The sequence below is a fragment of the Neptuniibacter sp. QD37_11 genome, assembly GCF_047778105.1.
In the GTDB taxonomy this organism is placed as follows: Bacteria; Pseudomonadota; Gammaproteobacteria; order Pseudomonadales; family Balneatricaceae; genus Neptuniibacter.
In genome coordinates, this window is sequence record NZ_CP180552.1 from 3,044,258 (window position 1) to 3,058,126 (window position 13,869).

At 44.9% G+C, this 13,869-nt stretch carries 12 protein-coding genes; all 12 read right to left on the reverse strand.

What is annotated here, in order from left to right:
- Nucleotides 1–2 precede the first annotated feature (2 nt).
- Nucleotides 3–290 (reverse strand): cell division protein FtsB, encoded by a 288-nt coding sequence (gene ftsB, locus ACMXYT_RS14260; RefSeq protein WP_415911605.1) that lies wholly within the window; start codon nt 288–290, stop codon nt 3–5.
- Between the two features lie 72 nt (nt 291–362).
- Nucleotides 363–1,658: a phosphopyruvate hydratase gene (gene eno / locus ACMXYT_RS14265; protein WP_415899208.1), complete on the reverse strand. Its 1,296-nt coding sequence runs from the start codon at nt 1,656–1,658 to the stop codon at nt 363–365.
- Nucleotides 1,659–1,720: 62 nt separating this feature from the next.
- Nucleotides 1,721–3,349 carry a CTP synthase gene (locus ACMXYT_RS14270; RefSeq protein WP_415899209.1) on the reverse strand — a complete coding sequence of 543 codons (1,629 nt, stop codon included), beginning with the start codon at nt 3,347–3,349 and terminating at the stop codon, nt 1,721–1,723.
- A gap of 74 nt (nt 3,350–3,423) precedes the next feature.
- Nucleotides 3,424–4,752, reverse strand: a complete 1,329-nt coding sequence (gene tilS / locus ACMXYT_RS14275) for a tRNA lysidine(34) synthetase TilS (protein ID WP_415899210.1) — start codon at nt 4,750–4,752, stop codon at nt 3,424–3,426.
- Nucleotides 4,742–5,701, reverse strand: coding sequence for an acetyl-CoA carboxylase carboxyl transferase subunit alpha (gene accA / locus ACMXYT_RS14280; RefSeq protein ID WP_415882439.1), 960 nt, complete (start codon nt 5,699–5,701; stop codon nt 4,742–4,744). Before accA ends, tilS begins: the two co-directional genes overlap by 11 nt.
- A 125-nt stretch (nt 5,702–5,826) precedes the next feature.
- Nucleotides 5,827–9,318 (reverse strand): DNA polymerase III subunit alpha, encoded by a 3,492-nt coding sequence (gene dnaE, locus ACMXYT_RS14285; protein WP_415899211.1) that lies wholly within the window; start codon nt 9,316–9,318, stop codon nt 5,827–5,829.
- Nucleotides 9,319–9,337: 19 nt separating this feature from the next.
- Nucleotides 9,338–9,922 (reverse strand): ribonuclease HII, encoded by a 585-nt coding sequence (gene rnhB, locus ACMXYT_RS14290; protein WP_415912205.1) that lies wholly within the window; start codon nt 9,920–9,922, stop codon nt 9,338–9,340.
- 5 nt (nt 9,923–9,927) lie between these two features.
- A complete protein-coding gene (gene lpxB, locus ACMXYT_RS14295) occupies nt 9,928–11,088 on the reverse strand; it encodes a lipid-A-disaccharide synthase (RefSeq protein WP_415911606.1) in 1,161 nt (386 codons plus the stop codon).
- Between the two features lie 8 nt (nt 11,089–11,096).
- Nucleotides 11,097–11,867, reverse strand: coding sequence for an acyl-ACP--UDP-N-acetylglucosamine O-acyltransferase (lpxA, locus tag ACMXYT_RS14300; RefSeq protein WP_415899213.1), 771 nt, complete (start codon nt 11,865–11,867; stop codon nt 11,097–11,099).
- A 3-nt stretch (nt 11,868–11,870) separates the two neighbouring features.
- Nucleotides 11,871–12,308 (reverse strand): 3-hydroxyacyl-ACP dehydratase FabZ, encoded by a 438-nt coding sequence (gene fabZ, locus ACMXYT_RS14305; protein WP_415882444.1) that lies wholly within the window; start codon nt 12,306–12,308, stop codon nt 11,871–11,873.
- Nucleotides 12,309–12,311: 3 nt separating this feature from the next.
- Complete coding sequence (gene lpxD / locus ACMXYT_RS14310; protein WP_415899214.1) at nt 12,312–13,349, reverse strand: UDP-3-O-(3-hydroxymyristoyl)glucosamine N-acyltransferase; 1,038 nt, start codon at nt 13,347–13,349, stop codon at nt 12,312–12,314.
- A 14-nt stretch (nt 13,350–13,363) separates the two neighbouring features.
- Nucleotides 13,364–13,861, reverse strand: coding sequence for an OmpH family outer membrane protein (locus ACMXYT_RS14315; protein WP_415899215.1), 498 nt, complete (start codon nt 13,859–13,861; stop codon nt 13,364–13,366).
- Between the last annotated feature and the right edge of the window lie 8 nt (nt 13,862–13,869).

Below are 13,869 nucleotides of genomic sequence, written 5' to 3' on the forward strand. Positions count from 1 at the left end.
GGTTACTTCTCTGAGGCGGGTTCCACCAGCTGGAAAAAGGACTCATCATCTTTGATCATACCAAGCTCACTACGAGCCCGCTCTTCCAAAGCAGCATTACCCTTTTTAAGATCTAGAACTTCGGCTTCTAGCTCACTATTACGCTGACTAAGCTCTTGATTAATGCCTTGTTGCAGTTCTATTTTGGCATTTAGAGCCCAAATATCGCGCAGGTTCGCCTCCCCAAACCACAATCTGTACTGCAGTCCGAGTATCAAAAATAATATAAGGGCAACCAACCAGCGATACATAGATTTCTTATAAGTAAAAAAGGGGGCACTAAGCCCCCTTTTTATATCAGACTATTACGTAGGGTACTACGCTTAGCCCTGACCTTTCACTTCAGAAAGGCCGTTGTAGATTGCGCCGTCACCTAGCTCTTCTTCGATACGTAGAAGACGGTTGTACTTAGCAACACGATCAGAACGGCATAGAGAACCCGTCTTAATCTGGCCTGCAGCTGTACCTACTGCTAAATCAGCAATAGTTGTATCTTCAGTTTCACCAGAACGGTGAGAGATAACCGCTGTGAAGCCTGCATCTTTAGCCATCTTGATTGCGTCTAGCGTCTCAGACAAAGAACCAATCTGATTAAACTTGATCAGGATTGAGTTACCAATGCTCTGCTCGATACCACGTGACAGAATTTTAGTGTTAGTTACGAACAAGTCATCACCAACCAACTGCACTTTGTCACCGATTTTCTTAGTTAGGTAAGCCCAACCATCCCAATCAGACTCGTCTAGACCATCTTCGATGGAAACAATTGGGTAGTTTTCAGTTAGTTCTGCAAGGTAATCACCAAAGCCTTCTGCATCAAAGACTTTACCTTCACCGGAAAGGTCGTATTTACCTTCTTTGTAGAACTCGGATGCAGCACAGTCTAGTGCTAGCGTTACATCTTTACCTAACTCGTAACCCGCTTTATCGATTGCTTCTTTAATAACAACCAAAGCTTCTTCGTTCGATGCAAGATTTGGAGCAAAACCACCTTCATCACCTACTGCAGTGTTTAAGCCTTTTGCTTTTAGAACAGCTTTTAGTGCGTGGAAAATTTCCGCACCACAACGTAAGCCTTCAGAGAACTTGTCGAAGTTTACTGGCTGAACCATGAACTCTTGGATATCAACGTTGTTATCCGCATGCTCACCACCGTTAAGGATGTTCATCATCGGTAGTGGTAGGGAGAACTGACCTGGAGTACCGTTAATCTCTGCAATGTGAGCGTATAGAGGCATGCCTTTTTCTGTAGCTGCTGCTTTTGCCGCTGCAAGAGATACCGCTAGGATTGCATTTGCACCTAGGTTTTCTTTGTTTTCAGTACCATCAAGCTCTAGCATTTTATTATCTAGCGCGCGCTGATCTGTTACATCCATGCCCGTTAGCGCTTCACGGATAACACCGTTAACCGCTGCAACCGCTTTTTGTACGCCTTTACCTAGGTAACGGCCTTTATCACCATCACGCAGTTCTAGCGCTTCGCGAGAACCCGTTGACGCACCAGAAGGTGCACAGGCAGAACCAATCACGCCAGATGCAAGAATTACATCAGCTTCAACTGTTGGGTTACCACGAGAATCAAGTACTTCGCGGGCTTTGATATCAGAGATCTGTGCCATGGGGAAATAACTCCAGAAATTTTACGTTCTGGGGGCATCAAGCCCCCAATCCTTAATTCGTTTTACTGTTTAGCTTGTTGATCTAATGCAGCTTGAATGAAGCCTTTGAACAAGCCATGACCGTCACGCGGGGTGGATGTGAACTCTGGGTGGAACTGACAAGCGACAAACCAAGGGTGATCTGCAACTTCAACCACTTCAACCAGCTCACCATCAACAGAACGGCCAGAAATTCTTAAACCAGCGTTTTCCAGTTGCTCAACGTAGTTGTTGTTCACTTCATAACGATGGCGATGACGCTCAGTAATCTCAGTGTTACCGTAAGCTTGAGCAGCAGTAGAACCTTCTGCCAGATGACAAACTTGAGCACCCAGACGCATAGTACCACCCAGATCATCAGCTTCATCACGGGTTTCCACACCACCTTCAGAGGTAGCCCACTCAGTGATTAAACCAATTACCTGATGTTCAGCATCTTTATTAAATTCGGAAGATGTCGCATCTTCTAAACCTGCTACGTGGCGAGCAAATTCAATAACCGCAACCTGCATACCCAAACAGATACCTAGGTATGGCACTTTGTTTTCACGCGCATAGCGAACAGCAGCGATTTTGCCTTCGACACCACGTTCACCAAAACCACCTGGTACTAGAATCGCACTTGCGCCATCTAGAATTTCAACACCTTCACGTTCGATACGCTCAGAGTCGATACATTCGATGCGAACTTTTTTCTTCAATGCGATACCCGCATGAGAGATCGCTTCGATAAGAGATTTGTAGGCATCCAACAGTTCCATGTACTTACCCACCATAGCGATTTTAACTTCGCCTTCTGGGTTAAGATGAGCATCTGCTACACGATCCCATTCACCTAGATCTGCTTCTGTGCACTCTAAGTGGAAACGTTCCACTACGATATCGTCTAAGCCTTGCTCAGACAGCATTCGAGGAATGTTATAGATAGTATCTGCATCAGGAAGCGACACTACTGCACGCTCTTCAACGTTAGTAAACAACGACAGCTTACGACGAGAAGAGTCTGGAAGTGGGAAATCGGAACGACATACCAAAATATCTGGCTGAATACCGATAGAACGCAGCTCTTTTACTGAGTGCTGTGACGGCTTAGTTTTGATTTCGCCAGCTGTCGCAATGTATGGAACAAGCGTCAGGTGCATAAACATCGCACGAGCGGAACCAAGTTCAGCTTTTAACTGACGTACTGCTTCCATAAATGGTAGTGATTCAATATCACCAACAGTACCACCAATTTCTACTAGGGCAACGTCAGCATCACCAGCGCCTTCGATTACACGACGCTTAATTTCATCTGTGATGTGCGGAATAACCTGAACCGTTCCACCTAGGTAATCACCACGACGCTCTTTACGTAAAACATGCTGATAGATACGACCAGCAGTGAAGTTATTACGTTTAGTCATCGTTGTACGGATGAAACGCTCATAGTGGCCCAAGTCTAGGTCAGTTTCTGCACCATCCTCAGTAACAAAAACCTCACCATGCTGAATTGGACTCATTGTCCCTGGATCCACGTTAATATACGGGTCCAATTTCAACATAGTAACTTTAAGCCCTCTGGCTTCCAAAATAGCAGCCAAAGAAGCGGATGCGATGCCTTTGCCCAATGAGGACACAACACCGCCTGTGACGAAGATATAACGCGTCATGCAGAACCTGTTTGATCGTGTTTAAGCGAGGATATTTTAAGATCGAGATGGGGCTATAGGATAGCAAATGAGCGCTAATCAGACAACGATAAGGGACGCCATAAAAGCGAAAAACCTGAGCTTTCTTTATCCCAGCCATCGCAAACGCAGATACCTGGCACTGCAACTACGGTTTCACCCTGAAAAATCAGTGGCCAGCTAGCCTTCTCCCAAGGAGGAATATCTGCTTCTTGGAGCAATTTTTTTACCGATTTTGAATGCGCATGCCCATGAGGAACGCACCTTTCTCCACCCTTGCGACGTTGAAGAGTCAATGATTTCTGTAGCGGCTTAGCGAATTCGATGGTTAGCTCACCATCTCCTAATTCCCAACAGCCAGTCTCAGATATTTCGACATTATCGAGTAGCTCAGAGGATGGGGAGACTATATATAAATGATTGCGAAAGCGGCGCAGGGAGTACTCCTGAATAGAATAAATGGGGTTAGCATCCGATTGCGCCTGAATAACATCTTGTTGAATTTGCTCTAATTGCTGCTCATTAAGCAAGAAGCCAATCTCATTATAAACCCAGCGCCGAATCAGCTCGGAACGCTTTATCTCAATCAAAAGCCCCCATACATCCAGATTTAACTGCCTATTTGCAGTTAAACACTGACGCAAATCTTGATCTAAATAATGATTCAATAAAGACTCACTTTTAGCCACCAAGTCTGCATTTTTTTGCCAACGGGAAAGCAATTGCGGCCAACGCAGCTTTAATTCAGGTAATACCTTATGCCTTAAAAAGTTTCGGTCATAATCAATGAAATCATTAGATGGATCCTGAATAAATTCCAAGCCAATCTCAGTTACCGCTTGCTCCAATTGTTTGCGCGAACAATAAAGCAAGGGCCGTAATAGATAACCCCGCCCCAGCTCCCGCTGTTCAGGCATACCTTTTAAGCCAGTCAGGCCAGCCCCTCTTAACCAACGAAACAGCAATGTTTCAGCTTGATCATCAGCATGGTGACCAAACAGCACGCAATCACCCTTGTTTATAAAGTCATTAAACGCTGCGTATCGCGCATCCCTTGCAGCAACTTCAGAGGAATTATTAGGAGTGACCGAAACGGAATGATGAAGCACACCATTAAGCTCAGCCTGTCTCTCGGAAAATGTAGACCAACTATCTGCATCAACCTGCAAATTATGGTTGATATGAAGCACGACTATTTGGCTGCGTGGTAACACCTTACAAGCAAGGTACAGCAATAACTGAGAGTCTAATCCACCGCTATGGGCAATAACCCAACGGGAGATTGAAGAGGACGAATCAAGGGAAGAGATAAAACGGGAGGTCAGCGCCTGAAACTGGCGCTCACACTCCTGTAAAGCGGTGAGATTACCTGTATTAGGCTTCACCACCAAAACCGTATGCCATCAAGCGCTTATAACGACGCTCCAGCAATTCATCGGTAGATAGCTCATCTAAGCGACCCAGCACTTCAGATAGGTGACGCTTAAGATTAGCCGCTGTTAGGGCTGGATCACGGTGAGCACCACCAAGCGGCTCACTTACGATCTGATCAACCAGGCCCAACTCAAGCAGGCGATCAGAAGTAATACCCATTGCTTTAGCTGCATCTGCAGCACGCTCAGCGCTCTTCCAAAGAATAGAGGCACAACCTTCTGGAGAAATTACTGAATACGTAGAGTAACTCATCATCATTAGCTCATCGCATACACCGATTGCTAATGCACCACCCGAGCCACCTTCACCAATAACAGTGGAAATGACAGGTGTTTTTAGCTGAGACATCTTAGCTAGGTTAAATGCAATAGCTTCTGACTGACCACGTTCTTCAGCATCAATACCCGGGTAAGCTCCCGGCGTATCAATAAAGGTCATGATTGGCATTTTAAAACGCTCAGCCATTTCCATTAGACGTAGTGCTTTACGATAACCTTCTGGACGAGGCATACCAAAGTTACGTTTCTGACGTTCCTGTACACCACGACCTTTCTGATGACCAATCACCATTATTGGTCGTTCATCCATACGCGCAATACCACCCACGATAGCCTGATCATCAGCAAAATGACGATCACCGTGAATTTCATCGAACTCATCGAACATATAATCGATATAGTCCAATGTATATGGACGCTGAGGGTGACGGGATAACTGTGATACTTGCCAAGCAGACAGATCAGAGAAAATAGATTCTGTCAGAGTGCGGCTTTTGTCTTCCAGACGCTTAATCTCATCGGAGATATTCAGTTCAGCCGAATCCCCTACCAGACGTAGCTCTTCAATTTTTGCCTGCAGCTCTGCAATTGGCTGTTCAAAATCCAGATAGTTCGGATTCATATGACTCATCTATTCAATAGTAAAAAATTGTCCAAAGTGTACCTGTTTGCAGCTTTAAGAACCAGACCCTACAAGAGAAAGCCTCGCCTCCAAACAGGACAGCTAAATTACGCCAGTTAAACTGACTAATAGGTTAATGAAACGGCATCACTTCCGAACCGCTCCATTAATGCAATCAACAAATCATCGTTAGCCTGAACCTGCCAGTTATCGCCCAAAGTTATAGTTGCCTCTGCATCAGGTCGAGAGTAGCGCAACTGCACTGGCAGTGAGCCCTCTCCCTTATAACTATTAAGCAATTCCTGCAGCTCCTTCAGGCGCCTACCAGCTAACTGACTTTCGTTGCATTTTACCTGGATACCTTCTGCATACTGAGCACGCGCTTGCGGGATGGTCAGCACTTTACTTACGCGCACCTTGATTCCACCAGAGAAGTGATCCTCTGCCACTTCTCCTTCAACCACTAGCACTGCGTCTTTATGAACAAGTTCACGTACCGCATCATAAGTATCGCCAAAAAGAGTTACATCGATACGCGCAGTACGGTCGTCCAAAGTCACAAAACAAAGGTTATCGCCTTTTTTGGTTTTCTTCAGTCGAAGATCAACCACCAAGCCTGCCATTTTTTGGGTCTGCCCACGAGCAGGCTGCAACTCGACAATACGCTTACCAACAAAGTGCCTTAACTCCGACTCATATTCATCGATAGGATGGCCGGTGAGGTACAAACCGAGCGTATCTTTTTCACCCGTAAGACGCTCCTTATCCGTCCAAGATCTAACCGACTTGTAGTCTTCATATGAGCAGCGATCAGATTCAGCCTCTACCTCGCCAAATAGATCAAACATCCCTGCGTCTTGGTTTTTAGCCGCTTGATCAGCAGCTTTCAGCGCATCCGGAATAGCTTCCCATAGAATCGCTCGCTCTGCGCCTAGACAATCTAGCGCACCGGAACGAACCAAAGCCTCCAAAACACGCTTATTAAGCTTCTTCGCACCTACACGTTCACAGAAATCAAATAGATCCGTAAATGGGCCACCATCTGCACGCGCTTCCGTGATTGCCTCTATAGGTCCTTCGCCTACGCCTTTAATCGCACCCAGACCATAAACAATGACACCCTCATCGTTTACGGTGAACATGTACTCACCGGTATTAACGTCCGGCAACGCAGGAGGAATACCCATCACACGACACTCTTCAATGAAGATCACCACCTTGTCGGTGTTCTGCATATCAGAAGAGATTACCGCCGCCATAAACGGCGCAGGGTAATGAGCTTTAAGCCAAGCCGTTTGATAAGAAACTAAGGCGTAAGCTGCAGAGTGGGATTTGTTAAAACCATAACCTGCGAATTTCTCTACTAGGTCAAAGATATTCCCAGCTAAGTCACGATCGATCCCATTCTGCTCAGAACCATCAAGAAAAGAAACCCGCTGTTTAGCCATCTCTTCAGGCTTTTTCTTACCCATCGCACGACGCAGCATATCCGCACCGCCAAGGGTATAACCCGCCATTACCTGAGCAATCTGCATTACCTGCTCTTGGTAAAGGATAATTCCGTAAGTCGGCTCAAGTACCGGTTGCAGTGAATCCAATTGATAATCAGGATGTGGCCACGCCATCTCCGCGCGACCATGCTTACGGTTGATAAAGTCATCTACCATGCCTGACTGCAACGGTCCAGGTCGGAATAGAGCTACTAGCGCGACAATATCTTCAAAGCGCGAAGGCAATAGCCTGCGAACCAAATCCTTCATGCCGCTGGACTCAAGCTGGAATACTGCCGTAGTTTCAGCAGCTTGCAGAAGATCGAAGGTTTTTCTGTCTTCAAGATCAATCAGAGCTATATCGAGCGGTTCTTCACCGTTCTTTTCACGAATACGGTTTACCGTTTGCAACGCCCAATCGATAATCGTCAGCGTACGCAGACCCAAGAAGTCGAACTTTACTAACCCAGCTTCTTCTACATCGCCTTTATCGAACTGAGTAACAAGGCCATTACCCTCTTCATCACAGTACGTAGCAGCAAAGTCTGTTAATTTGGTAGGTGCGATTACTACACCACCGGCGTGCTTACCTACATTTCTCGTCACACCTTCGAGCTTATACGCCATATCCATGATTTCTTGAGCCTCTTCACTGGACTCAATAAACTCACCCAGCATAGGCTCCTGATCCAAGGCTTTTTTCAGAGTAATGCCCGGCTCAAAAGGAATAAGCTTTGAAAGTCGGTCTGCAAGACCAAACGGTTTACCTTGTACACGCGCCACATCTCGCACCACCGCTTTCGCAGCCATGGTACCGAAGGTTACGATCTGAGAAACAGCATCACGTCCGTAGGTACGCGCTACATAGTCGATTACCTTATCTCGGTTATCCATGCAGAAGTCGATATCGAAGTCAGGCATGGAGACACGCTCAGGGTTTAGGAATCGTTCGAACAGAAGGTCATATTCTAACGGATCAAGATCGGTAATTTTTTGCGCATAAGCTACCAAGGAGCCCGCACCTGAACCACGACCAGGGCCTACAGGAACACCGTTTTCCTTACCCCACATAATGAAGTCCATTACGATCAGGAAGTAACCTGGGAAACCCATCTGGATAATAATATCCAATTCAAACTCTAAACGATCGATGTATTCCTGGCGTTTCGCTTGATAATCAGGATCCTCTTTATCGAGAATGATCTCTAGGCGCTCCTCCAAACCATCAAAAGACACTTTTCGGAAATAATCATCCATCAACATCCCTTCAGGGATAGGATACTTCGGTAGATAATATGTGCCGATTTCAATCTCAATATTACAGCGCTTAGCAATCGCTACTGTGTTTTGGACCGCAGATGGGATATCACTGAAAAGCTCAACCATCTCCTTTTGGGAACGGAAGTATTGCTGGTCACTGTACTCTTTTGGACGCGTTGGATCCTCCAATGTACGGCCTTGGTTGATACATACACGTACTTCATGAGCCTCAAAATCTGACTCATTAATAAACATAACCTCATTGGTCGCCACCAATGGGCAGTTATAGGTTTTAGCTAACTCAACAGAATCATGAACGATCTGCTCGTCACCCACTCTACCTGTTCTCTGAACTTCTAGATAAAAGCTGTTTGGAAAGACCTTCATCCAGCGTTCTAAAATCGCCCCAGCCTGATCATTATTAGCCAAGATAGAACGACCAATTTCACCTTTCCGCCCACCTGACAATGCGATTAAGCCCGCTGATTTAGCCTCTACCCATTCAGGTTTAACCAAGGCCATATCCGCTAGAACATTTTGCCCCTCAGCATAAGCTTGCGAGATCAACTCCATCAGGTTGAGGTAACCCTCAGCATTTCGAACCAACAAGGTTAGACGGTAAGGAGCCCCACCAGGCTCATCTGTATTTTCCACCCACAGGTCGGAACCGCAAATAGGCTTAATACCACTACCTGTTGCCGCTTTAAAGAACTTAACCAAACCAAAGAAATTTGTTTGATCCGTCATACCGACGGCGGGCATATGGTCATCTTTTGCGGCATTAACCAGCTCTTTGACTCGAACCAAACCGTCAACTAAGGAAAATTCTGTGTGAACGCGAAGATGGACAAACTGCGGATCAGACATAAAGCAAACTTTTTAAAGGTTAGGAAAGCAGATCCCGTACGGGCTTAAAACTGCGACGATGTTCAGGTAACGGGCCATGTTCAGCCAGTTTTTCAAAATGTAGAACTGTAGGGTAGCCCTTATGCTTAGCAAAGCCATACTCTGGATACTGCTGATCAAGAAGCTCCATCTCTCTATCGCGATCGACTTTGGCCAAAATGGATGCAGCGCTAATTTCAGGGATCTTGCTGTCCCCTTTTACGACAGGTTCACTAGGACAATTTAGATCGGGACTTCGATTACCATCAACATATACAAACTCAGCAGGGATATCTAATCCTTCGACAGCCCTTTTCATCGCTAACATAGAGGCATGTAATATATTAATTTCATCAATTTCAGCTGGCGATGCCGAAGCGACACACCATGCCAACGCCTTTTCCTTGATTTCGATATAAAGCTGCTCTCTTTTTTTTGCAGAAAGCTTTTTCGAATCAGCCAAACCTTGAATAGGATTTTCTGGATCCAAAATTACAGCGGCAGCAACGACATTTCCCACCAACGGACCACGACCAACCTCATCAACACCGGCAACCCTTTTCCCCTGAGAAAAATCTAATTCCATGGTACTCACGAGATCACACCTTTATCTTTCAAAAGCGCCTCAATGGCATCTGCGGCTTTTTCGTCTGCATCCTGATGAAGTTGCTTGTGTATTGCTGAAAACTTATCACGCAAATAAGCTTTGTATTCACTATCTTGCAAACTCTTTAATACCGCAGGTCCTAGCACTGCTGGTTTTACTTGGTCCTGTAAGATTTCAGGCACTAAAGCCTCATCAACTAAAAGATTTGGTAAAGAGATAAACTTAGATTTGACCATTCGAGAATAAATAGCATAGGTCAACGGTGCCATTTTGTAGGCTACGACCATTGGCTTCTGCAAAATAGTAGCTTCCAGCGTCGCGGTTCCAGACGCTATCAAAATACTATCGGCTATCGCCATCACATCACGCGAATGCTTCATCACAAGCTGAATATTAAGATCAGAGTATTTTTCTACTATCAATTGATGTAACTGATCATGGCGTGTCTCATTGGCAGCAGGAATCACAAAACGAACATTCTCTAACCTCTCACTCAACCAGCGAGCGGTATCTAAAAAAGGCTCAGCCAAATATTTAAGCTCACTACCTCGACTACCAGGCAATAACGCAATAATTTTCTCGCCGGACTTTACTGCAAACTTTTTCTTACTCTCAACTACGTTGACACTGAGCGGAATACTATCTGCCAAAGGGTGACCGACAAAAGCGACTCGCTGCTGAGTAGGCGCATAATGCTTAGCCTCAAATGGAAACAGGCTAAGAACAAGATCCGTGGTGCGCTTGATTTTATAAATGCGCTTCTGCTTCCATGCCCAGACAGATGGGCTGACATAGTGCACCGTTGGAATTCCAGCTGCCTTTAACTCCCCTTCCATTTTAAGAGTAAAGTCTGGTGCATCTACGCCAATAAACAGATCAGGAGGGTTATCAATAAAGTGTCGAATCAGCTTTTTTCGAATACCAAGAAGTTCAGGTAGTCTCCCAAGGACTTCCACAAGCCCCATAACTGATAATCTTTCCAAAGGGTAATGAGAGTGACAGCCTTGAGCGATCATCAACTCACCGCCAATCCCCTCGACAGTGAGATCTGGGTAGCGTTTTTTTAAGGCTTTGATTAAACCACTACCTAAAATATCGCCTGAAGCTTCACCAGCTACAATGCCTACTCGTAGGGGGTTTGGCATAATCAACCTCAGCGAATTATGCCACGAGTGGAGGATTCAATAGATTGGATCATCGGAACAACTTCAGGGCATTCATTAGCCATCGCCTTTAATTCAGACAATGCCTGAGCTGTTGTAAGTTTATTACGAAAGATAGTTTTATAAGCACGGCGCAACTGAGCTATTGAATCAGCACTAAAACCGCGACGCTTAAGACCTTCAACGTTAATACCATGCGGCTTAGCGGTATTACCATTCGCCATAATGTAGGAAGGTATATCCTTAAGCACAACTGTACTGGTTCCACACATCACATGAGAACCGATTTTGCAGAATTGATGCACCGCAGTAAAACCACCAAGAATGGTCCAGTCGCCAATATGTACATGCCCTGCAATCGCCGTATTATTAGCCATGATTACATGGTCACCGACAACGCAATCGTGTGCAACATGCGCATAAGCCATAAATAGATTATGGCTACCAATTGTCGTAGTACCTGCATCTTGGATAGTACCACGATGGATCGTGACACCTTCGCGGATAACATTATCATCCCCAATAGTCAGGGTCGTCGGCTCACCCGCATATTTCTTATCTTGGCAATCTTCACCAACAGACGAGAATTGAAATATGCGGTTATTCTTCCCGATTTTGGTTGGCCCCTTGATAACCACATGAGGGCCAATAACGGTGCCCGCACCAATTTCCACATCAGGCCCAATGATTGACCAAGGCCCTACTTCAACATCATCAGCAAGCTTTGCAGTAGGGTCTATAAGAGCACGGGAATCTATCAAGATTTAAACCTTTCTATCAGCACACAAAATTGTTGCACTACTTACCATATCACCTTCAACGGTAGCTCGCACATCAAACTTCCAGATACCACGACGTTCAGAGATAACTTTTGCTTCAAGCTTCAACTGATCCCCTGGAACCACCGGTCGTTTAAAGCGTAGTTTATCTGAGCCAACAAAGTAATAAATCGAACCATCTTGTGGCTTTTTATCCATAGTTTTAAAACCTAGGATACCAGCTGCTTGCGCCATAGCTTCGACAATCAAAACACCAGGCATTACAGGGTGATCTGGAAAATGACCATTGAAAAAAGGCTCATTAACGGTGACATTTTTAATCGCAACAATGGATTCTCCCTTTTCTAACTCCAGCACACGATCTACCAGTAAAAACGGATAGCGGTGCGGAAGGTATTCCCGAATTTCATTTACATCCATCATTTCTTAAGAACCCTTAATCTCAGTAATCTTATCTTCTACAGACTTTATGCGGCGCGCTAGGTCGTCTAACTGACGAAACCTAACTACGTTCTTCTTCCACTGTTTATGTGGAAGCATACCGGTACCAGACGAATAAACACCTGGTTCAACAATTGATTTTGTAACTAATGACATGGCGGTGATATGACTGCCATCGGCAATACTTAAATGCCCTGTGATTCCACATGCTCCAGCAATCGTACAACCGGCACCAATTTTAGTGCTTCCAGCTACCGCCGTACAACCTGCAATCGCAGATTTTTCACCAATGCTAACGTTGTGTGCGATTTGTATTTGGTTATCTAAAATCACACCATCAGAAATTATCGTGTTCTCTAAAGCTCCACGATCTATTGTGGTCCCAGCACCAACCTCAACGTTGTTGCCAACCCTAACCCCACCTAATTGCGCAATTTTTACCCAATCGCCTTTTTCATTGGCAAAACCAAATCCGTCTGCACCTAAAACAGCACCACTATGGATGAGGCAATTTGTACCAATATGAACATCTGTATATAAGGTTACATTAGCTTTTATAACTGACTCAGCACCAATAACACAGTCAGCACCAATCACTGCATTGGGCTCAATTACAACCCCATCACCGACGATTGAACGCTCGCCAATAACAACACCATGAGCAATCGAGGCTGTTTTTGCGACTTTTGCAGATTCAGCAATATTCGCTGAAGCAGCTATACCTTTTAAGGAATCAGGGGGTAGAGCAAAAAGCTGACTAACACGAGCATAAGCAAGATAAGGGTTATCAAGAACTAGAGCATTACCTTCAAAATATTCTAAATCCGTAGGAGCCATCAAAACAGCTCCCGCCTGTGAATCAGATAGGTATTTCTGGTATTTACTATTTGCGATAAAACTCAAATCCGAAGATCGAGCTTTTTCTAAGGTAGCTAGGGCACTAACCTTGAAATCATCATCACCATGCAAATCTGCTGATAAGAATTCAGCTAACTGCTTTAGCGTATACTCATTTGAACTCATTCAGTATGGCTAGCCTACTGTTTGTTAAGCAGTTCAACTACTCGAGGAGTAATATCTAGTTCTTTTTTTGTAAACAGAGTTGCCTGTTTAGCGATCACTACGTCGTAACCTTCTTTCTCGATAAGATCACGAATAACCTTATCTAGACGAGGACGCATCTCTTGAATAAACGCCTGCTCACGTTGCATTTTCTTCTGTTGTAGCGCTTGACCGTTTTTTTGATACTCGGCAAAAACTTTTTGGAATTGAATACTCATTTTCTTCAATTCAGCCTCAGACGCTAGATCTTTGTTCTTCTTCAGCTTTTCCCTTGCTGCCTTGACCTGTTTTTCTAGATCAAGCATTTTCTTATCTTCTTTCGCGAACTCAGTTTTGAGTGACTGGCGATAATCTGCAGCAGCCTCAGAAGCAAGCAGCGCTTGTTGAACACCTAAAACAGCAACCTTTTCAGCACTTGCATTAAAACTTAATGTTGCTGCAAAAAGAAAACCCAAAACGGCTTTAAATTTCATATTCTATT